This is a genomic window from Polymorphospora sp. NPDC050346, from assembly GCF_040655695.1.
Classification (GTDB): domain Bacteria; phylum Actinomycetota; class Actinomycetes; order Mycobacteriales; family Micromonosporaceae; genus Polymorphospora; species Polymorphospora lycopeni.
In genome coordinates, this window is record NZ_JBFAKM010000015.1 from 30,789 (window position 1) to 51,561 (window position 20,773).

General features: G+C 70.9%; 14 protein-coding genes and 1 pseudogene. 8 read left to right on the forward strand and 7 right to left on the reverse strand.

The window, feature by feature from the left end:
• Window positions 1–56 precede the first annotated feature (56 nt).
• Window positions 57–803, forward strand: coding sequence for an alpha/beta fold hydrolase (locus AB0I42_RS17520; RefSeq protein ID WP_357538528.1), 747 nt, complete (start codon window positions 57–59; stop codon window positions 801–803).
• 5 nt (window positions 804–808) lie between these two features.
• Here AB0I42_RS17520 and AB0I42_RS17525 read toward each other — a convergent pair whose 3' ends face one another.
• The 3 genes and pseudogenes from AB0I42_RS17525 to AB0I42_RS17535 all read right to left on the reverse strand — a co-directional run.
• Window positions 809–1,786 carry a transketolase C-terminal domain-containing protein gene (locus AB0I42_RS17525; RefSeq protein ID WP_357538530.1) on the reverse strand — a complete coding sequence of 326 codons (978 nt, stop codon included), beginning with the start codon at window positions 1,784–1,786 and terminating at the stop codon, window positions 809–811.
• On the reverse strand, window positions 1,783–2,853 hold the full coding sequence (locus tag AB0I42_RS17530; RefSeq protein WP_357538532.1) for a thiamine pyrophosphate-dependent enzyme: 1,071 nt from the start codon (window positions 2,851–2,853) through the stop codon (window positions 1,783–1,785). The genes AB0I42_RS17525 and AB0I42_RS17530 overlap by 4 nt, the downstream gene beginning before the upstream one ends.
• Before the next feature lie 298 nt (window positions 2,854–3,151).
• Window positions 3,152–3,446 (reverse strand): annotated as a pseudogene (locus AB0I42_RS17535) (IS5/IS1182 family transposase); the annotation flags it as partial.
• Between the two features lie 173 nt (window positions 3,447–3,619).
• Between AB0I42_RS17535 and AB0I42_RS17540 the strand changes: the two are divergent.
• From AB0I42_RS17540 to AB0I42_RS17560, 5 genes are all read left to right on the forward strand, one after another.
• On the forward strand, window positions 3,620–4,615 hold the full coding sequence (locus AB0I42_RS17540) for a GDP-mannose 4,6-dehydratase (RefSeq protein ID WP_357538534.1): 996 nt from the start codon (window positions 3,620–3,622) through the stop codon (window positions 4,613–4,615).
• 43 nt (window positions 4,616–4,658) lie between these two features.
• Complete coding sequence (locus AB0I42_RS17545) at window positions 4,659–5,867, forward strand: class I SAM-dependent methyltransferase (RefSeq protein ID WP_357538535.1); 1,209 nt, start codon at window positions 4,659–4,661, stop codon at window positions 5,865–5,867.
• 26 nt (window positions 5,868–5,893) lie between these two features.
• Entirely contained in the window at window positions 5,894–6,907 is a 1,014-nt protein-coding gene (locus AB0I42_RS17550) for a GDP-mannose 4,6-dehydratase (RefSeq protein WP_357538537.1), read from the forward strand.
• Window positions 6,908–7,102: 195 nt separating this feature from the next.
• Window positions 7,103–8,530, forward strand: coding sequence for a glycosyltransferase (locus AB0I42_RS17555; RefSeq protein WP_357538539.1), 1,428 nt, complete (start codon window positions 7,103–7,105; stop codon window positions 8,528–8,530).
• A gap of 1 nt (window position 8,531) precedes the next feature.
• Window positions 8,532–8,702 carry a hypothetical protein gene (locus tag AB0I42_RS17560; RefSeq protein WP_357538541.1) on the forward strand — a complete coding sequence of 57 codons (171 nt, stop codon included), beginning with the start codon at window positions 8,532–8,534 and terminating at the stop codon, window positions 8,700–8,702.
• 66 nt (window positions 8,703–8,768) lie between these two features.
• Here AB0I42_RS17560 and AB0I42_RS17565 read toward each other — a convergent pair whose 3' ends face one another.
• Both AB0I42_RS17565 and AB0I42_RS17570 read right to left on the reverse strand, forming a co-directional pair.
• Window positions 8,769–9,392 (reverse strand): response regulator transcription factor, encoded by a 624-nt coding sequence (locus AB0I42_RS17565; RefSeq protein WP_357538543.1) that lies wholly within the window; start codon window positions 9,390–9,392, stop codon window positions 8,769–8,771.
• 135 nt (window positions 9,393–9,527) lie between these two features.
• Window positions 9,528–9,878 (reverse strand): hypothetical protein, encoded by a 351-nt coding sequence (locus AB0I42_RS17570; protein ID WP_212816668.1) that lies wholly within the window; start codon window positions 9,876–9,878, stop codon window positions 9,528–9,530.
• A 192-nt stretch (window positions 9,879–10,070) separates the two neighbouring features.
• Here AB0I42_RS17570 and AB0I42_RS17575 point away from each other — a divergent pair, with 192 nt between their 5' ends.
• On the forward strand, window positions 10,071–12,380 hold the full coding sequence (locus tag AB0I42_RS17575) for an AAA family ATPase (protein ID WP_357538545.1): 2,310 nt from the start codon (window positions 10,071–10,073) through the stop codon (window positions 12,378–12,380).
• Between the two features lie 25 nt (window positions 12,381–12,405).
• Complete coding sequence (locus AB0I42_RS17580; RefSeq protein WP_357538547.1) at window positions 12,406–15,867, forward strand: BTAD domain-containing putative transcriptional regulator; 3,462 nt, start codon at window positions 12,406–12,408, stop codon at window positions 15,865–15,867.
• 59 nt (window positions 15,868–15,926) lie between these two features.
• On the opposite strand, the gene AB0I42_RS17585 is transcribed toward AB0I42_RS17580, so the two are convergent.
• Both AB0I42_RS17585 and AB0I42_RS17590 read right to left on the reverse strand, forming a co-directional pair.
• Window positions 15,927–17,522 carry a protein kinase gene (locus AB0I42_RS17585; protein ID WP_357538549.1) on the reverse strand — a complete coding sequence of 532 codons (1,596 nt, stop codon included), beginning with the start codon at window positions 17,520–17,522 and terminating at the stop codon, window positions 15,927–15,929.
• 161 nt (window positions 17,523–17,683) lie between these two features.
• Window positions 17,684–20,560 (reverse strand): hypothetical protein, encoded by a 2,877-nt coding sequence (locus tag AB0I42_RS17590; RefSeq protein WP_357538551.1) that lies wholly within the window; start codon window positions 20,558–20,560, stop codon window positions 17,684–17,686.
• Window positions 20,561–20,773 lie beyond the last annotated feature (213 nt).

Sequence of the window (20,773 nt, forward strand, 5' to 3'; positions counted from 1 at the left end):
CGGGGAGCGGATAGGAATGTACGACAAACAAAGAAGCCAACCGGAAAGCGCGCCTAATGACCGAGGAAGAGAGTCTCTGGATTCGTCGGTTCCACCAGTCCACCGAGGCGAAAGTCCGGCTTTTCTGCCTACCACACGCCGGCGGCTCGGCCAGCTATTTCTTCCCGATGTCGCGGACGCTGACGCCGGCCGTGGAGGTGCTGCCGGTGCAGTACCCCGGCCGGCAGGACCGCCGGTTCGAGCCCTGCGTCGAGGATCTGCACGAGCTGGCCGACCTCGTTTTCGAGGCGATCCGCGGTCTGGCCGACCGGCCCGTCGCGTTCTTCGGGCACAGCATGGGAGCGGCGCTGGCGTTCGAGGTCTCCCTGCGGATGGAAGCGAAGCTCGGCATCAGCCCGCGGCACCTCATCGTCTCCGGACGGCGGGCGCCGTCGACGTCCCGCGTCGAACAGGTGCACCTGCGTGACGACAGCGGCATCGTGGCGGAACTGCGCGATCTCAGCGGCACCACGGACGACATGCTCGGCGACACCGACATCCTGCGCATGATCCTGCCCGCCATCCGGGCCGACTACCGGGCGATCGAGACGTACCAGGGCCGGCCGGATGATGCGGTCCGGGCGCCGATCACCGTGCTCACCGGCGACGCCGACCCACGGGTGTCGCTCGCCGAGGCCCACCGGTGGCGCTCGCACACCACCGGCACATCGGAGGTTCTGGTCTTCCCGGGCGGGCACTTCTATCTCAACGACTGCCGCAACGACGTGAACGGCATCGTGGCCCGCATCCTCGCCGAGGCCTGAACCCGTCAGTACGCGAACGACGCGTCGATCGCCTCCAGGATCCGGTCGGCGTCCGGGAGATAGATCTCCTCCGCGCGCGCCGGCGGGTACGGGATGTTGTACCCGCCGACGCGCAGCACCGGTGCCTCCATCTCGAAGTAGCAATGCTCGGTGAGCAACGCCGAGATCTCCGCGCCCATGCCGAGCGTCGTCGGCGCCTCGTGCACGACGATCGCCCGGTGTGTCCGGCGGACCGAGGCCAGCAGCGCCGGCAGGTCGAGCGGGGCCAGGGATCGGAGGTCGACAACCTCGACCGACCTCCCCTCCTCCTCCGCGATCTGCGCGGCGACGAGCGCGGGATGAACCATGGAGCCGTACGTGATCACCGTGAGGTCGCGGCCGGCGCGGACCGTCCGAGCCGAGTGCAACGCGGGAGCGGCGGACAGCGGGGCCTCCTCGTCGACCTCCGCCTTGTCCCAGTACCGGCGCTTGGGCTCGTAGAAGATCACGGGGTCGTCGCCGGCCACCGCCTGCTGGATCATCGTGTACCCGTCGGACGGCGTGGCGCAGGTGACGACCCGCAGCCCGGCGGTGTGCACGAAATACGACTCGTTCGACTCGCTGTGGTGCTCCACCGCGCCGATCCCGCCGCTGCCGGGGATCCGGATCACCACCGGAAGAGCCAGCCGGCCCGCGGACCGTGCCCGCATCTTGGCGAGCTGGCTGACGATCTGGTCGAACGCCGGATATACGAACCCGTCGAACTGGATCTCGCAGACCGGCCGGTATCCGCGCAGCGCCAGACCGACGGCGGTGCCCACGATGCCCGACTCGGCGAGCGGGGTGTCCATGACGCGGTCCGCCCCGAAGTCCTTCTGGAGGCCACTGGTCACCCGGAAGACGCCGCCGAGCCGGCCGATGTCCTCCCCCATCACCACAACCCGTGGATCCCTGGTCATCGCGGCCCGCAGGCCCCGGTTCAGCGCCTGCCCCAGCGTGATCATCGGTCCGCCTCCGCGACCGGGCCGGTCCCGTCGGCGAAGCTCGCCTGGTAGGCGCTCATGCCCTCACGTTCCTGACGCAACAGTGGTGGCTCCTCCGCGAAGGTATGCCGGAACGTCTCCTCCAGCGCCGGGTCGGGCAGCGAGAGGCATGCCGCCCGCGTCTCCTCGGCCAGCTTCCGCGCCTCGCGATCCAACTGCTCGAAATGCTGCTCGCCGGCCCAGCCCTCGGCGCGCAACAGGGCGGCCAGACGGGCGACGGGGTCCCGCTCGCGCCACAGGTCGACCTCGGCCTCCGACCGGTAGATCCGCGGGTCGTCCGAGGTGCTGTGCCCCGCGACGCGGTAGGTGAGCGCCTCGATCAGGGCGGGCGGGCCTCCCGCGCGCACCCGGTCGGCGGCCCGCACGGTCACGGCGTGCACGGCCAGCGCGTCGTTGCCGTCCACGAAGTAGGTGTCCAGGCCGAAACCGGCGGCCCGGACGTGCACGGGCGCGCCCATCTGCTGCGCGGTGGCGGTGGAGATGGCCCACTGGTTGTTCTGGCAGAAGAATACGATCGGCGCCTTGGTGACCACCGCCCAGTTCAGCGCCTCGTTGACATCGCCCTGGCTGCTGGCGCCGTCGCCGAAGTAGGCGAGCACTATCTCCGGCGCGCCGTCGAGCCGTACCCCGAGGGCGTAACCCGTGGCGTGCAGCGTCTGGGCGCCGAGGACGAGACTGTTGATGTGGAAGCGGTAGCGGGCCGGGTCCCATCCACTGTGGGCGACACCCCGCCACTGCGCCAGGATCTCCGCGGGGCCGATACCGCGGCACAGTGCCGCCGCATGCTCGCGATAGCTGGGAAACACGTGGTCGTGCGTGGCGATGCCGCGGATCGAGCCGACCTGTGCCGCCTCCTGGCCCAGCGCCATCAGCCAGAGACCGAGCTCGCCCTGCCGCTGCAGCGCGAGCGCCTCCTCGTCGAACCGGCGGGCGAGGAACATGTCTCGATGCAGGTCCCGGCAGAGCGCCGGGGTGACGTCGAGGGGGAACCGAGGATCCGCCCGCAGTGTCCCGTCGGGAGCCAGCATCTGGATCACATGCGCCTCACGTTTCTGGGTGAACGCCCATGGTCGCGGTACGCCGGTCGTCCGGGGGGCGGACGGCCGGCGTACCCGTACCGCGGATCGGAGCTCATGGCCCTCGACCTCACGGCGATGACGGCCCGCCGGCGATGACCGGCGATTCGTCACCGACGGCGGTCCGGTGGGTGACCGGAACCGGCCGTCCCCACAGCGGACCAGGTCGCCGAATGGCGCGGCGGCGGAAGGGAATGAACGGAATGGATAGCCACACAGGGGCTTAGGGAAAGACGATACTGCGCGGCCCGGCGCACATAACCCCTAAAGAAGCCCTTACTTGAAATGCGGGTGTCCGTGCTTCGGCCCGAGCTGGCAGGATTTACGGGCCGATCTGCCTCATGGCCAGGTTCGTCCACCGGTGCGCGGCGACCGGCAACACCCGATCGGCGAGGTCGAGCGACCACTCTCGGCCCGGCCGACCCGTCAACGATCGCGCCCCCGCCGCGTTCGGCGACCAGCCGGACGAGCCCGCGGAACTGGACGGGCTGCAGCCCGCTGAACGGAAAGATCCGCTCCGGGCGGGTCGCCGAGACCGCCTGCACTCCGACATGCTCCACCATGGACGTGCGCCCGAGTTACGAGACGTCCCTTAGGCTTCGATGACGCCGCAGGCCCAGGGTGGAAATCGCCTGCGGCGATTCCCCCGTGCCACCCCTAGGCTCCAGATTCATTTAGGGGTTCCGGTGGTCGCTCTTGCACGATGAATATGGGCGACATGACCAGACGGGCTTTGATCACTGGCATTCGTGGCCAGGACGGCTCATACCTCGCTGAACACCTGCTCGCCGAAGGCTACGACGTGTGGGGTCTGGTGCGCGGGGAGGCTGTGCCCCGGATACCGGTGGCTCCCCATCTGGAAGGGGAGGTGCATCTGATCAGCGGCGATCTACTCGATCAAAGCAGCCTCATCGCCGCGATCGAGCAGTGTGAGCCCGACGAGGTGTACAACCTGGGGGCGATTTCGTACGTACCGCAGTCCTGGCGACAAGCCGAAGCCACCGCTGAGGCGACTGGTGTTGGAGTGGTGCGGATACTCGAGGCAATCCGCGCGATCTCTGGCGTGCGCGAATCGCAATCGAGCAGGGGAGGGCAGATCCGCTTCTACCAAGCGTCTTCGTCGGCGATGTACGGAAAGGTAAAAGAGACACCACAGAACGAGCTGACGCCCTTTCGTCCGCACAGTCCTTATGGCGCCGCCAAGGCCTACGGCCACTACATGACACAGAGCTATCGCGAATCGTATGGCATGCATGCGATGTCCGGCATCATGTTCAATCACGAATCGCCCCGCCGAGGTCGGCAGTTCGTGACCCGCAAGGTGTCACTCGGGGTCGCTCGGATCAAGCTCGGCCAGGCGGCCGAGCTTCGGCTTGGCAACCTGGACGCACAGGTGGACTGGGGCTTTGCCGGGGACTTTGTCCGTGCGATGCACCTCATGGTGAGCCAGGACGAGGCGGACGACTTCGTGATTGGCACCGGACGCTTGAATAGCGTTCAGCAACTGGTGGAGCTTGCATTTTCGTACGTCGGGCTGAAATGGCGCCACCATGTGCGTGTCGACCCGGAGTTCGTGCGCCCAGCCGATGTAGTCGTGCTGCGCGCCGACTACGAGAAGGCAGCGATGAAGTTGGGCTGGCGTCCGTCGACGCCCTTCGAGGATGTGGTAGCGCAGATGCTGGAGAGCGACCTGCGGCTGTTGTCCATCACATGAAGCCAAGTCCGAGAAAGACATACAGGGCGAAAGGGTCAGCTAGATGAACTGTCAGATCTGCTCCAGCAAAAAACTCACACACATCACGTCTCTCGGACATCATGCCCTGCCGGACGTCTTTGTAAGGCCAGCCGAGGCGGCGGAGCCATTCACCGTCTACCCGCTGGACTTCTACGTCTGCAGAAAATGCTGGCTTGCCCAGATCGGTCACAGCGTCGATCCCGGTCTTCTCTTCAGGGACTTCGTCTACACAACAGAATCCAATCCAGCTTCAAAGCCACATTTCGAGAGGCTCGTCAAGTCCTTCATCGAGCGTTTCCAGCTCGACAGAGAGGATCTCGCGGTCGACCTCGCAAGCAATGATGGAACTCTGCTCGAGCAGTACGGCGGCGAGGTGCGGATTCTCGGCGTCGACCCCTCGTCGACCACCGGCCGGGCGATAGCGAAGGGACTGCCCACCATCGTCGACTTCTTCACCGAGGCCACCGCCAAGCAGATCCTGGCGACATATCAGCCGGCTAAGGTGATCACCACGATGAACGCGTTCGCGCACATCAAGGAACTTGATGCGTTCATGAGTGGCGTCGTGGCGTTGCTGGCCAAGGACGGCGTCTTCGTGAGTGAGTCCCATCATCTTCAGAACGTCATCACCAAGATGCAGTACGACCTCATTCATCATGAGCATCTCCGATTCTATTCCTTGAAACCGTTGATGGTGCTGTTCGATCGCTATGGACTCGAGATTTTCGATGTTGAGGAGACCGAGACCCAGGGCGGATCCATCCTCGTCTACGCAGGGCGGCCCGGCGTCCGTCCGGTCTCCGCGAACGTTCCAAGGCTGCTCGAGCAGGAAACTGCCGCCGGCCTTTATTCAATCGCCACGTACGAGGCCTGGTCAGCCCGGTTGATTCAGTCGAAGCAGCGACTCATGTCCGTCCTGTACGACCTCAAGTCGCAAGGGGCGATGATCGCCGGGATCGGGGCATCCGCCAAGGGAAATACCATCATCAACTACTGTGGAATCCGGCCGGACGTGCTTGATTACATCACAGACGGCTCCGAACTGAAGCAGGGGAAACTTGCCCCCGGCTCGCTGATCCCGGTAACTGCCGATCAAGAATTACTTGACCGACAGCCGGAATATGCACTAATCCTGACCTCGAATCTGAAAGATATCATTATTCAGAAATTGAGAGGAAAAGGATACAAGGGCAAGTTCATCGTTGCTGGCGAAGTGCCTTCTGTCGAGTAAAAGGCGACAGGCCTGAAGGGATTATCATGAAGAGGGCTCTGATCACCGGGGTCGCCGGGCAGGATGGCAGTTACTTGTCGGAACTCCTACTCTCCAAAGGCTACGAGGTCTGGGGCATCGTTCGTCGCAGCTCCGTTCCGGAACATCAAAGCTCCAGGATCGGCTCGCTCGGTGAACTGCATCTCGAGTATGGGGACCTGCTCGACAGCGCGTCGCTGGAACGCTGCATGCGGCTGGCATCGCCAGACGAGATCTACAATCTTGCGTCCCAGAGTCACGTCCGGATCAGCTTCGACATCCCACAGTTCACGGTCCAGGCGAACGCCATGGGACTGTTGAACCTGCTTGAAGTCTACCGAAAGGTCGCCCCAGAAGCGCGCTTCTACCAGGCAAGCTCATCGGAGATGTTCGGGAATTCAGTGGACCCGGACGGTTTCCAACGCGAAACAACTCCCATGAATCCCGTCAGCCCGTACGGGTGCTCCAAGCTGTTTGGTTACAACATGGTTCGCAATTACCGCAACAGCTTCGATCTCTTCGCGGTAAATGGAATTCTGTTCAATCACGAGAGTCCGAGGCGAGGGTCCAATTTTGTCACCAACAAGGTAGTGAAGACGGCCGTCCAAATCAAGCACAAGCTCGCCAAAAGACTGGTGCTCGGCAATCTTGATTCGTTTCGGGACTGGGGTCACTCGAAGGACTACGTGCGCGGCATGCACATGATCATCAATCATGACTTGCCGGGCGACTATGTGATCGCCACGGGGCACACACACTCCATCCGGGAGCTTTGCGACTATGTCTTCAGCAGGCTCGGGATGGATTACCGAGAATATGTCGTACAGGATGCCAAGTTCATGCGACCCGAAGAGCTCACCTATCTGCGAGGGGATTCTTCCCTCTTCCGGAAGACGTTCGGATGGGAGCCGGAGTACACCTTTGAAGCGCTGCTGGACGAGATGATCGAGCACTGGGAGTCGGTCGTCGAGAGGCGGGACGGGTCAAGAATGGCCGGCATGCATTCGGCACTTCCGCTGTAGACGTTGCAGTCAGAGATTCGTGATCGCTTTGGGGGTTCGATCCTCTGCTTACGCCCGGCCGCACCCTCGGCGAGGTGCCGGGCGACCACCTCACGACGCCCTGGGCCGAGGTTGCGGCGACCGCACAAGCGGTCGAGGAATGGCTGGCGCGGTTCACCTGACCACACCTACGACAGCCGGAGTGGGAGAAGCTTGATGAACGTTCTGCCTGACGAGATCTCATCGCCCGAAGGGTCACCCGATCGGGTTGCCCGGGTTCTGCTGGCGGCGCTGCCCAGTACCGGGCTGATCAAGCCGTTGTTGGAGATCGCGGGAGAGCTGAACGAGCGTGGCGTCGCCGATTTGTGGTTCGCCTCCACCGAGGAGGGGCGCGGCGACATCGAGCGGATACCGGGGCAGAACAGGGTGCGCTTCGTGTCGCTGGGCCACTACAAGCCCGAGTTGGATCCGAGCCGATGGGACGACGCGACGCTTGCGTCGATGAGTTCCCGGTCGCGGCTACGAAACCTCGCCGCCTTCATCGACAAGAACATCGACCACGATTACACCTCGCAGCAGTACGACCGAGCACTCCAGGAGTTTGCCTCTGTCCGGCCGGATGTGGCCGTCATCGACCTGTGCACCCCTTGGGCGATCGACGCGGCCATCACCCTCGGTGTGCCCTACGTGCTGAGCGTGCCGTCGCCGATCAGCGGCGTCTACCTGGACCGGCTGCCATGGAGTTTCCCCACGCCGTTCTCCGGGCTCCCGCTGCGGATGAGCCGCCGCCAGCAGCTCTCGAACGTGTTCTTCCGGCTGGGGGCGTTGGCGGCGTACGCCCGGCCTCGGAACCTGTTCCCCATGCTGGCCGCGACGCGTCGACGGAGGAGAGCCGGAATCGCCAACGCCGCAGCCGTGCCGTCCCGATACGCGGATGCCGCCGCCGCGGTCCTGTCCTTCTCCGTGTTCGGGCTCGAATACCCATTTCCGTCGGCTCCGGATCACCTGCACATGGTGGGAACCCCGGTGCCGGAAGCCGCCACGGAGGGATCCGGAGACGCCGAGATCGACGCCTGGCTCGAGTCGTACGCCTCGGTCGTCTACATCGGGTTCGGAACGGTCATGCGACCGTCACGTGAGCTGGTGGCCGCCATCGTGACGGCGTGCGCCCGCCTCGGCCCGGACGTCGGGGTGCTGTGGAAGGTGTCCAGAGCAGCCGGTACGGCCTTTCCCGACTCACTTCCCGATCCCCTTCCCGACAACCTGAAAGTCGTGAGCTGGGTGCCGTCGCAGTTGGGCCTGTTGGCGCATCCCCGGGTGCGCGTGTTCTTCGGTCACGGCGGGGGCAACGCGGTGAACGAAGGCCTGGTGTTCGGCAAACCGCTGCTGATTCTGCCTTTCTGGATGGACTGCCACGATCTGGCGGCTCGCGTCGTCGAGGCAGGCGTCGGCCTGGCGGTCTCCGAAGTCGAGGTGGACCAGATGGTCGACAAGCTGCGCCGGCTACTCGACGAAGACGGTTTCAGGGAACAGGCGCGACGGTTGGGTCGCTCCCTGAGGGAAGCCGGCGGGGTGGCGCGGGCTGCGGACGTGGTGCTGGCCTGCGCGCCGAGCCGCCGAGTGGTCGCGCCGCGACAACTGTGAGGTGGTCTACACCGCGGCCGCCAACCTGCCGAAGGCGAAACTCTCCCCGCCGGCCGGGGAATACCGGCGCCGGTTCTTCGCCGCGACCGCTCCGGTGCTGTTCCACCTGTCACTGGTCAACACCCACGGTCGCGACGCGGTAGACCGGGCGGTCGCCCGTCTCCCTCGTTGAATCCGTCAGGATCGCGGGCCGAGGACGAGGAGCAGCCGAGCGACGACGTGGCGGCCGGGAAGTGGATCAGATCAGGCCGGCCCGGAGCGCGTAGGCGACGGCGTGCGAACGGTTACGCAGCTTGAGCCGGTGGGTGACGCCGTAGATGACGTTCTTGACGGTCCGCTCGGAGTAGCAGAGCTTGCCGGCGATCTCGTTGGTGTCGAGCCCGTCGGCCATCAGCCGCAGCACGTCGACCTCGCGCGGGGTCAGCCCGGAGGCGTTGAGGCCGTTCGGAGCGAGCACCTCGCGTTGCAGCCGCTCGATGTGCTTGAGCAGTTCCCCGACCAGGTTCGGCGGCATGACCCCGCCGCCGTTGGCCGCCGCCAGTACGCTGTGCACCAGCCGCTCGCCGGTGACCGCCGCACGCGGCAGGATGGCGACCACCCGGCACTCCACCGCGGTCAGCAACTCGCTCTCGGTGATCTCGCGGAGCACGAGGACCACCGGCAGGCCGGTCTCCGCGGCCGAGCGGCGCAGCATCGCCACCACGTCCACCGTGAGCTGCTCGCAGGCGAAGACGAGCACCCTCGCCCCGGTCCGGTCGTGGATGGGCAGCAACTCGATCTCCGGGCAGCTTCGCAGGAAGCTGGCGAGTCCCGCGTAGCTGAGCGGTTCTGATGCCTGCAGGATCAGCCCTACCGGTTCCACCGATGCCTCCTGTTGTCGTCGGTCCCGGTGGAGTCTGCGCAATGCCTCTTCAGAGAATCTCCACGCCGGTCTTCACGCCGGCCCGCCGACCGTGAAGGTTGGCCCGGCGTACGCCGGCGACGACGCTCGTCGCGATCAGGTGTCCGCCGCCGGGGGTGTCTCCCGGGCCCGCTGGAGCGCCGCGATGTACTTGGGGATCTCCACCACGGCGAGCTCCAGCCGGCCGGGCGCGAGCTGGTCGGCGAAGATGGCCTCGATCACATCCTGGGCCAGATCGTCGGGGAGTTCGTCGACCCGCTGGGCGGGCAGGCACTGCCACATACGGATGATGCGCAGCCGCGCCCGGACCTCGGACAGGGTCCGCTCCAGGCCGGCTATGGCCTCGTCGGCCTGCGCCGCGTCCAGCACGAGCCGCCCCTCGGCAGCGAGCGCGAGCAGGAGTTCGCCCACGAACGGGCTCGTCGAGGCAGGTGGGTGAGCCGGCACGGGTCGAGTGCACCAGCCCGGTGAGAGCGGGGGAAGGGGTCGGTCACGGAAGTGCCCTGGGCTCCGGTCCGGTCTGCCCGGACTGCCGCCCGGAGCAGCCGGACCGGGCGCGGCGGGCCAGTTCGCCAACGGCAGCACCGACGCGGTGGAGGGAGACTGGACGCAGGTACGGCGGTTGGGGGAACGGTGTCAGTGGGGAACAGAAGCGTCGATCTCCGGTTGTTGGGCCCGGTACGGGCGTGGCGGGACGGCGTGGAGATCACGCTGGGGTCGGCGCGGCGGATGGCCGTCCTCTGTGTCCTCGCCCTCCGCACCGAGCACGGCGTCTCCCGGGAGCAACTCGTCGCCGCGCTCTGGGGGGAGGACGCCCCGGCCAGCGCGACCGGCAACATCTACACGTACGTCTCGACGCTGCGTCAGGCGCTGGAACCGGCCCGGGGCCGGTGGGCGGCGGGGCAGCTGCTCAGCTCGGGCGGGGGCTCGTACCGGCTGCACCTGCCCCCGGAGTCCGTCGACGTCGTCCGCTTCGAGTCGCTGCGTGAGGCGGCCCGGCGCCATCGGGTCGCCGGGAACAGCCTCGCCGAGCTGGCCAGTGTGGAGTCCGCGCTGGGCCTGTGGCACGGCGAAGCCCTGGCCGGAGTGCCCGGCCCGTTCGCCGAGGCCCAGCGGCTGCGCCTGACCGAACTGCGGCTCGCCACCACCGAGCGGTACGCCACCCTGCTGGTCGAGGCGGGCCGGCACGAGGAGGCCGTGCCGGTACTGCGCAGGCTCGTGGACGCGCAGCCCCGCCGGGAGGACCTGCGCACCATGCTGGCCGACGCGCGGCGGGCCGGTGGCCGGGGGGCGGCCCCGGTGGTCGGGCCCACCACCGTCCCGCCGCCCGACGGGGCCGCTCCGGCAGCCGGGAACGGCCCGCCCGCCCGGGCGACGTTGATCGGCCGCGACGCCGAGCTCCGGCGGCTGCGTCGGGCCGTGGCCGAGGCCGGCCTCGGCCACGGGCGCAGCATCCGGGTCGACGGCGCCCCCGGCACGGGCAAGTCGGTGCTGCTCGGGGCGGCCCTCTCCGGTGCCGGTACGGCCGGCTGCCGGATCGGCTGGGCGGTCGGTGACGAGGTCACCCGCCACCTACCGTTGGGCACCCTGGTCGAGTGCATCGAATCGGCGCTGGCCGACGACACCGCCCGCCACCTGGTCGAAGACGCCACCCGCCAGCTGGCCGACGGACGCCCTGCCGACACGGACGACGGGATCTCCGCCGAGACCGTGGACAGGGTGGTGGAACTGGTCCGCCACGCCGCCGAGGCGAGCCCGCTCGTCCTGGTCGTCGACGACCTGCAGTGGGCCGACCCGGCGACGCTGCGGGTGTGGGCCGCGCTCGGCAAGCAGGCCGCCGAGCTGCCGCTGCTCCTGGTGGCGGCGGCCCGGTCCGGCGCGGCGGACGTACGCGGGCTGCCCGCCGACGAGGTCGTGGAGCTGACGCCGCTGGACACCGCCGCCGCGACCGCCCTCGTCCGGGCAGTGGCCCCGGAGCCGCCCGACGCCGAGCGGCTGGCGCGGATCCTCGACGACGCCGGGGGCCATCCCGGGTACCTGCGCCACCTCGCCGTGAGCGAACCCGGTGCGCCGACGGCGAGCGCGCTGGTGGCGGCGGTCGAGGCGCACCTCGCCCCCGCCACCGAGGAGACCCGGCAGGCGCTACGGGCGCTCGCCTTCCTGAGCGCATACGAGTTACGGGCGCCCGGTACGCAGCCGGCCGGCGCCACCCTCGCCGCGCTGGCCGCCGCCACCGACCGTACCCAGGACGACCTGGCCCGGATGTTGGCGCCGGCACTGGCCGACAAGGTCCTCACCACCGAGGGTGACCGGCTGCTCTTCCGGCACCGGGTCGTGGCCCGGACCCTGCACGAGAGCACCCCGGCGGCCCTGCGGATCACCCTGCACCGGTCCTTCGGGCAACGGCTCGTCGCCGCCGACGCCCCGGCCGAGCAGGTCGTGGCGCAACTGCTCGCCGGGGAGGTACCGCTCGACGGCCGGTTCGGCGCCTGGCTGGCCGAGCACGTCGAGGAACTTGTCGACCGGGCGCCGCAGACCGCGCTCGCCGTGCTGCGCCAGGCCCAATTCCGGTATGCCCTCGACCCGGCCCAGCGGCTGCTCCTCACCGCCTGGCTGGCCCGGCTGCTGCTGCGGCAGCAGCAGGTCGCGACGGCGGAGGCCGGCTGGGTCGCCGCCCGGACCACCGACCCCGCCCTGCGGGGCGAGATGCGCTGGGTGGCGGCCCACACCCACGAGCGGCGGGGCGAGTACGAGGCCGCCGCGGAGATCGCCCACGCGGCCCTGCGGGAACGCCGGATCACCGCGCGCTGGATGCATCAGCTGCGGACGCTGCTCGCACGGGTCCGTCCACACCTGCCGGGCCAGCCGACCATGCCGCACATTCCACGTTCGACGGTGGTCGACGACGCGGCCGCACCAACCCGTAGCGCCGCCGACGTCGGGGAGTGACTGCCGCACCTGTCACGATGGACCCGTGCAGACAACACCGGACGACCGGCTGCGGGTGTCGGTCCTGGGCCCGGTCCGGGCCTGGCGCGGGGGACGCGAGCTCAACCTCGGGCCGGCCCGGCAGCGGCTGGTCTTCGCGGCACTCGCCGCCGCCGGCGGACGCGTCGTCGGACGCGACGACCTGATCGCGGAGGTCTGGGACGACGCGCCCCCGGCGACCGCCGCGGGCAGCATCTACACGTACGTATCCGGATTGCGCCGCATTCTTGGCCGGGAGACCCTGACCTCGGGGCCGACGGGATACGCCCTTCGCCTGCACCCCGGGGAGCTGGACAGCGACCGGTTCACCACGACCTGCGCGGAGGCGGTGCGGCGGCACGAGGCGGGGGACCCCACCGCCGCCGTGGCCGCGTTCGACGAGGCGCTGGGGCTGTGGCACGGCGAGCCGTACGCCGGGCTCACCGGGCACCGCCTGGAGTTCGAGCGGGCCCGGCTCGTGGACCGCCGGCTCGACGCCCTCGGCCGACGCGCCCGGATCCTGATCGAGGCGGGCGACGACGGCCTGGTGGCCGAGCTGACCGGGCTGGTCCGCGACCACCCCCTGCACGAGCCCCTGCACGAACTGCTGGTGCTCGCCCTGCACCGCACCGGCCGGCACGCCGAGGCGCTCGATGCCTACCGGGCCGCCCGCCACATCCTCCGCACCGAGCTCGGGATCGAGCCGGGCGACGTCCTCACCGGACTGTACGACCGGATCCGTGGTGCGTCGACGGCCGTCGGCGGCCGGCCCCCGACCGGCGCGCCGCCGTCCCCGGCCGGGCCGGCGGCCCCGACCGGAGCGCCGTCGGGCGCTCCCGGGGGCGGTCGGCTGGCCGGACGCTCCGACGAGCTGGACCGGCTGCGGTCCCTGCTCGACGCGCTCGCCGCCGGTCAGGGCAACGCCGTCTGGATCGAGGGCGAGCCGGGCATCGGCAAGACCGCACTGCTCAGCGCCGCGTTCGTCGACGCGGCCAACCGGGGCTGCCAGGTCGCCTGGGGCACCGCCGAGGAGCTGGACCGGTACGTGCCACTGCAGGTGGTGGCCAGGGCGATGCAGCCACCGCGACGGTCCACCGACTTTCCGGTGGCCCCGCCGCCCGCCGGGCCGCACCCCGACGGGTTCGCCGCGGCCGATCCTGCCGTGCTGGCCGAGCAGGTGCTGACCCGCGTACGCGCCGCCTGTGACGTCGCCCCGCTCGTGCTGGTCCTCGACGGCCTCCACTGGGCCGACCCGGCGAGCGTGCCGTTCTGGGACCGGCTGGTCGCCGCCACCCGGCGGATGCCGCTGCTGCTGGTGGTCGCGGCCCGCCTGGAACCCGGCGGCCACGAGCTGACCCGGCTGCGCCGGGGGGTCCGGGCCCGGCAGGGGCAGTTGCTCCGGTTGGGCGCCCTGCCGCCGGAGGTGGTCGAGCAGCTCGTGGTTCGCCTGGTCGGTGCCCCGCTCGGACCGAACCTCGCCGAGCTGGTGCCGATCTCGGCGGGCAATCCCCTGTACGCCCGCGAGATGACCACCGCGCTGCTGCGGCGGGGCGCGGTCCGGACGACCGACGGGGTGGCCGACGTCGCCGACTCCGTACCCGTCGAACTGCCCCGCCCGCTGCTCGCCGTGGTCCGGAGCACCGTGGACCTCCTCTCGTCCCGTACCCAGGACGTGCTGCGGACCGCGGCCCTGCTCGGCACGCGGTTCTCCGTCGACGACGTGGCCGCGGTGACCGGGGAGTCCCCGCTCGACCTGGTCCGCATCCTCGAGGAGGCGCTCGCCGCCAACGTCCTCGTCGGCGCCGACACGGCCCTGGCCTTCCGGCACTCCTTCCTGCGCCGGATCCTGTACGACAGCATCCCGGCCCCGGCCCGGGCGATGCTGCACCGGCACACCGCCGAGGTGTTGGACCGGGGTGGCAGCCCGGTGATCCGGGTGGCCGAGCAGCTCGTCGCGGCGACCTCGGTGGTGGACGACTGGACCGTGTCCTGGCTGGTCGACCACCGCGCCGAACTGGCCCGCGGGGCTCCGCAGCTCGCCGGCAGCCTGCTCCGCCGGGTGCTCGGGACCGGGCCCGCCGATCCGCGGCACCGCGCCCAGTTGCTGATCGACCTGGTGCGGCTGGACCTGCGGGCCGACCGCTGGCCGGTGGACGAGGCCCGGGAGGCGGCCGGGCTCGCGACCGACCCGGCCGAACGCGCGGAGATGCGTCATCTGCTCGCCACGATGACGTACCGGCGCGGGGACGTACCGGCGGCGATGGCCATCCTCCGGGACGCGCTGACCGACGGCGCGGTGCCCGACTTCTGGCGTACCCGGCACTGGGTGCTCCTGGCCGACCTGCGCCGAGGTGCGCTGGACGACCTCGACCGGGCCGACCGCCGGGCCGAGGTGCTGCACGCCGAGGCCCTCGCCGCGGGCCGGCCGTACGAGGCGGCCTCCGCCCTGCAGACCACCTGGCTGACCAACTCCATCCGCCGCGACCACGAACGGGCCCTGGAGTACGTCGACCGGGCGCTGGACATCATGCGGGACAACCCGGCCTTCACCGGCCTTTACCTGGACCTGCTCGACAACCGCACGTTCACCCTGCACAACCTGGACCGGCTGCCGGAGGCCGAACGGACGCTGCGCGAGGCCCGCCTCTTCGCCCTCCGGCACCGGTTGCCCTCCGGCCTGCACACCGCCTCGGCGGTGCAGTACTTCTGGACGGGTCGGTGGGACGACGCGCTGGCCGAGATCAGCGCGGTCACCGACGACGTGCCCCGCAACACGCTGCTGGGCATGCGGGACCCGGTGGCGGTGGCCATGCTGCTGCACGGCGTGGCCGCGCTCGTCGCCGCGCACCGCGACGACGGGGTGCTCGCCCGTGGGCATCTGGACGCGACCGACGCCCTGCCGGCCAGCGACGCCGAGCGGGAGAGCTGCGGCTTCCTGCTGGTCGCCCGCGCGCTCGTCGCCGAGACGCAGGACCGGCCGGACGAGGCGCTGCGGATGCTGGGCCCGCTGCTGGCGCCGGAGTACGCACCGCTGGCGGTACGGCACCAGTGGCTACCGACGGTGACCCGACTCGCGCTCGACCTCGGACGACCCGACGTCGCGGAGCGGGCGGCGGCGATCTGCGCCGGCGAGGCGGCCCGGGAGGTGCAGCCGGCCCGGGCGTACCGGGCGGCGGCGCGCTGCCGGGCCCTGCGCACCAACGACCCGGCGCCCGTCCTCGCCGCCGCGGCCCGCTACCGCGAACTGGGCTGGGTGACGGAACTGGCCGCCAGCCTGGAGGACGCCGCGGTGCTGCTGGCGGCGAACCGCCGCCCGCACGAGGCGGCCACGGCCGGCGGCGAGGCGGTGGAGCTGTACACGGTGCTGGGCGCCCGCTGGGACCTGCGCCGGACCCGACGCCGACTTGCCGGGTACGGCGTCGAGCCGACTCCCGAGCGGGTGCCGGGGAATTGCCTCGACGCGGGCTGACGCCCGACCCCCGGGCGGGTGCTCGGGAGTCGGCCTCGACGCGGGCTGAGGCGGGCCGCTCAGCGCACCTCGATCTCGTACAACGAGTAGCCGTAGTGACCGGAGCGCACGGTTCCGGTCATCCGGACGTAGCGGCCGGGTACCCGGTCGGTGGTGATCGTCACGTCGCCGCCCCGGCCGGCGCTGGTGTCGTACACCGTCTTCCAGGCGTCGCCGTCGGCAGAGATCTCCACCCGGTAGCTGACCGCGTGGGCATGCTCCCAGCGCAGCAGGATCTCGCTGATCTGCCACTGGCCGCCCAGGTCCACCATCAGCCACTGGTCGTCGCTGAACCCGCTGCCCCAGCGGCTCACCGGGTCGCCGTCGACGGCGTACGCCGGCACCCACGCCGATCCCTCGCTGCTGGAGGCGGTGACGCGCCGGCCGAGGGCCAGGTTGCGGCGGCTCGGGTTCGTCGAGGCCTGGACGGCCAGCGGGGTGGGCGAGGGCCCGTCGTCGGCCGCCGGCCGGCTCGTCCGGGTCTCGCTGCTCGACGGCGACGCGCTCTCCTCCGGCGGTCGGGGCGGGCTGCCGGAGGCGGAGGGGGTCGGCGCGGGGGATTCGGCCAGCGTGGTGTTCGGCAGGTGGGCCGTGGTCCGGGGGGTGTCGGTGCCGTTGACGGTGCCGTAGACGAGCGCCGCCCCGCCGAGCACCAGCACGGCGACCAGGGCACCGACCAGCGTCCGTCTCGTGCCGGCCGCCCGCCGGACCGGCGGTGTGGTGGCCGGCTGTGGGGTGGCCGGCGGCGCCGTGGGCTTCCCGGCGGCGGCCGGCCGCTGCTCGGACGGCCCGGCCAGGAGCATGGCGACCAGTTCCTGGGCGGTCGGCCGGTCGGCCGGGTCCTTCGCCAGCGCGCGGGACAACGGCTCCCGCAGGGACTCCGGGATGCCGTCCAGGTTCGGCGGTTGGGTCAGGATGCGTCCGGCGGTCGCGGACGGCGAATCGCCCTGGAACGGCGTCCGCCCGGTGCCCGCGTAGGCGATGACGCAGCCCCACGCGAAGATGTCCGCCGCCGCGGTCACCGGCGTGCTCGGATCCCCGGAGAACCGCTCCGGCGCCATGTAGGCGACGGTGCCGACCATGACGTCCGGCCGGGTGTGCAGGCTGGTCGCATCGACCGGCCGGGCGATGCCGAAGTCGATCACCTTCGGGCTGCCCGGCGGCAGCAGGACGTTGTCCGGCTTGAGATCGCGGTGGATGACGTCCGCGCCGTGGATGCCGGCCAACGCGGTGGCGACCCCCACCGCCAGCGAGTGCAGGGCACCACCCTGCAGCGGCCCCCGCTCGGAGACCACCTCCTCCAGGTTCGGCCCGTCGACGTACTCGACGACCAGATAGGGCGGATCGTGGTCGAGGTCGGCGTCGACGAACTCCGCCGTGCAGAAGGGCGGCACCTGCCGGGCCCGCTCGACCTCGCTGCGGAACCGGCCGACGAACTCCAGGTCCGCGGCGAGCGCGGCGTGGATGAGCTTGATCGCCACGAAGGTGCCGTCGTCGGTCTCGGCGAGGTACACCACACCCATACCGCCCACACCGAGCCGGCCGACCAGCAGGTAGTCACCCAGCCGTTCGGGATCGTTCGAGCTCAGCGGACTGACGCGGTACGCAGTGTCCACTATGTCTGTCTCCAAGGGGCGAGTCCGCGACGCGCCACGATTGACGACGCCTTATCAGCATCCGGTATACCAGGTCCCCAGAGGACATCCCCGAGGCGCTTCCCGGAGCACGTCGACCGGCACTCCCGGCCGGCACGCCCTTTCCGCAGTTCCCGCCCTGGTCAGACCAGTCCCGGCAGGGCGGCGAACCGACGCGACGCCGCCGCACCGACCGACCGGCGACGGCCGACCGTCGCCCACCGCTCGACACAGCGGTACAGCGAGGTCAGCGCGAGATCGTCGAAGGGCCCGTGCGCACGGACCGGTTCGTCGGCGGACAGTTCCCGCAACAGGACCCGGCCGCGCTCGTCCCCGGTGGGCTCCGTCACCTCCAGCACCTTGAACCGGGTACCGGGCAGGAAGAGCACCCGGCCTTCGACATGCTGGTCGTCCGCCGGCTCCAACAGCCCGGTCCGGCGGGCCGTCATCGACCAGAGCAGCACCTCCACCGTACCGGGAAGATCCACCGGGGGCTCGATCAGCGCGTGCGTGAACGCCCAGTCGGTCAGCACCCCCCGCGCCCGGATCTCGTGGAGTTCATCACCGGTGAGCGTGGCCGCCGCACAGGTCCCGCCCCGGTGCGACGGCAGCCGACTGATCCCGGCGGCCACGCACCGCGCGAACAAGACCTGATCGTTGTGCCCGCCCCCACGCAGGGCCTCGTCCACCTCGGCCCCGAGGGCGGACAGATAGAGGCGTACGGCGACCGCGTCGGTCAGCGCGTCCTCGTCCGGGCTCAGCCGGGGGTGTTCGGACAGCACCCGGGAAACCGAACTGGCGGCGGCGTCGAACTCCCGACCGAGCCGTCCACGCAGCCAGGTCCGCTCGACATCGAGGCCGCGCGCGGTGGGCAGGGCCCGCGCCTGGAGGGCGGGGGCAGTCTGGAACCGCAGGGCGGGTCGGTCGACCGGAGCCGTCCCGGATGGTTCCCCGGCAGCCGTTTCACCGCTGCGCGGCGCGGCCGTCGACGTCGGCTCCTGCGCCGCCCCGGGTGCGTCGGCGGTCGGAGACACGATCGGCGGCGCGGGCAGGACCGGGGTCGGGGGCGGCAGGAACGTCGAGGGCGGGGGCGGTAGCGACGTCGGGGACGATGGGGCCGCCCCGGAGGACGGGGCCGCCGGCTCCCGAGCCGGCGGCGGGCCGACGACGGGCGGACCGGCCGGACGCGGAGGCGACGCGACGGAGGGCGGACCGGCCGGACGCGACGGCGGCGCGACGGCGGGCCGGGTGGGCGCGTCGATGAACACGGACTGCTCCCAGAGCGGTGTGTCGACGGCGTGGTCCGCGGCACGGCCCGGCATCCGCGCGGTGAGGGAGGGCAAATTGGTCACGGTCCGTTCGCCCCGGCCCGGTGCGCGTTCCACCGGACCGAGTCGCCCACCGGCCGGACGGCCCGACCGGGTACCGAGCAATCCGGCGGCCGGCGAGGACGGGCCGGACTCCTCGGCCGGGGCAGCGCCGGGCTTCCTCTCACCCGGGGCCGGGCCCGGTGGTGGTGCCGGCGGCACCTCGGCTGGCGCGGTCAGGAACTCTCTCGCGGCGGGGTGCAGCTCGCCCGCCGTGGGCGGTGGCGGGATCGGTGGGTCGGCCGGCCGCGCCCAGGACGGAGACTGCACGCCGGGAACCCCCCGGCCGGCGAGCGCCTCGGCCGGCGGCGGGGCGACGTCGATCGCCTCGTCGAGGGCGAGGTCGGCGGCGGTGAACCGGTAGGTCAGCCCGTCCCCCAGCGTGCCGGCGGCAGCAGTCGGCCGCTGGCGGCGGACCGCCACGGCGGAGGCGAGTTGGAGGGCACTGCGGGCGCGGGTGGGTGGGTCGAGCCGGGCGACCAGATCCTCGGCGAGTTCCCGCAGCCGCGCCACCCGGGCGGGATCGCTGTCGTCGATGATGAGGGCGTGGGCGGCCGGGTCGGCGGCGCGGGCACGGATGCGGTCGGCGTTGCGCGTCGGCCCGGTGCCCCGGATCCAGAGCCCGGACTGGACGATCTCGACGACCGCGTCGTCCGTGTAGCCGTAGGTGCGGGGGCCGACGGCGGCACCGAGCAGCGTCGGTGCCTGGTGGTGCAGGATGCGGGGCATCGCGGCCGGCGCGGTGGGCCGGCTCCGTGGGGTGAAGCCGAGTTCGCGGACGAGCAGGTGCCAGCCGAGGCGGCCGTCCTGCGTGACGGTGTGCATGTGCGGCCGGTCCGCTCGCCCCACGGGTAGGCCGGCGAAGCAGACGACCGGGGCCTCCAGCAGGTCGGCGAGCCGCTGGCCGAGCGGTTCCCCGGCGGGGAGCTGGACCGGGCCGTACTGCACGAACCGGGCGTACTGCCGGTGGGCGGGTGCGAGGCCGCGCCAGAAGCGGGCGACGTCGTCGAGGGCCAGTGGCGGCGTACCGGGGCAGCCGAGGACGACGGTCATCGCCTCGCGCTGGCAGGGGACCGCGGCGACCAGCCACCGCCAGCGGTCGCTGACCAGGGCCGGGTCGCGGGTGTCCCGGATCCAGACGCCGGCGGGGATGGGCTCCACCGCGCCGACCGCGCTGGTCGCCACGAACTCGGCGGCGGCGTCGTCCCAGGGTGGAGCCGGGTGACGCTTCGCCTCCGGGGTCGGCGGGCGGCCCGGGCGGTAGCGCACCCAGCCGCTGGCCTGCCCCGCGTGGGCGAAGAGGGTGCCGGCCGCCCCCCGGATCACCCGGCCGTGCGGGGTGACGACGGGACGGCGCAGCCGGTCGGAGAGCCACTGGGCGGCGAGCGCGGCGGTGTCGTGGTGCGCGCCGCAGACGACGAGCCGGATGCCGCGCCGACGCCGCCGCAGCGCCTCCGCCACCGACTTCCAGATGCCCACCGGAAGGTCGTCGTGCAGGTCGAGGACGACGATCTCGTTGTCGGGGTCGTCGGCGACCGCCAGGGCCACCGCCCGCGCCTCCGAACTGATCCGTTCCCGGGCGTGCAGGACCAGGGCGTTCCCCACGGTGTGCCGGAAGACCGTGACGGACGACCGGTCACGCAGGGAACGCATCAGGCCCACTCGACTGCCCCTTCCTCGCGACGCACGGCGATCTGCCGGCGGCATGGCCGGAGTCCATCAGGGAACCCGCCCGGGTGAAAGGGCGACCGCGATGGTCTGCCCGGCCCGACCGTGGTTCTTGCCCGCACCCCCGCGCATCCTTCGTGGCGTGGCGGTGCGTGGTGATCGTTGGTTGTTCCGCCGTTGTAGGTGCGGCGTGTCGAG

What these genes read in the sequence shown, in the direction of transcription:
- AB0I42_RS17520 (WP_357538528.1), top strand. Translation starts at nt 57, where the DNA reads ATGACCGAGGAAGAGAGTCTCTGGATTCGTCGGTTCCACCAGTCCACC.
- AB0I42_RS17525 (WP_357538530.1), bottom strand. Translation starts at nt 1,786, where the DNA reads ATGATCACGCTGGGGCAGGCGCTGAACCGGGGCCTGCGGGCCGCGATG.
- AB0I42_RS17530 (WP_357538532.1), bottom strand. Translation starts at nt 2,853, where the DNA reads ATGCTGGCTCCCGACGGGACACTGCGGGCGGATCCTCGGTTCCCCCTC.
- AB0I42_RS17540 (WP_357538534.1), top strand. Translation starts at nt 3,620, where the DNA reads ATGACCAGACGGGCTTTGATCACTGGCATTCGTGGCCAGGACGGCTCA.
- AB0I42_RS17545 (WP_357538535.1), top strand. Translation starts at nt 4,659, where the DNA reads ATGAACTGTCAGATCTGCTCCAGCAAAAAACTCACACACATCACGTCT.
- AB0I42_RS17550 (WP_357538537.1), top strand. Translation starts at nt 5,894, where the DNA reads ATGAAGAGGGCTCTGATCACCGGGGTCGCCGGGCAGGATGGCAGTTAC.
- AB0I42_RS17555 (WP_357538539.1), top strand. Translation starts at nt 7,103, where the DNA reads ATGAACGTTCTGCCTGACGAGATCTCATCGCCCGAAGGGTCACCCGAT.
- AB0I42_RS17590 (WP_357538551.1), bottom strand. Translation starts at nt 20,560, where the DNA reads ATGCGTTCCCTGCGTGACCGGTCGTCCGTCACGGTCTTCCGGCACACC.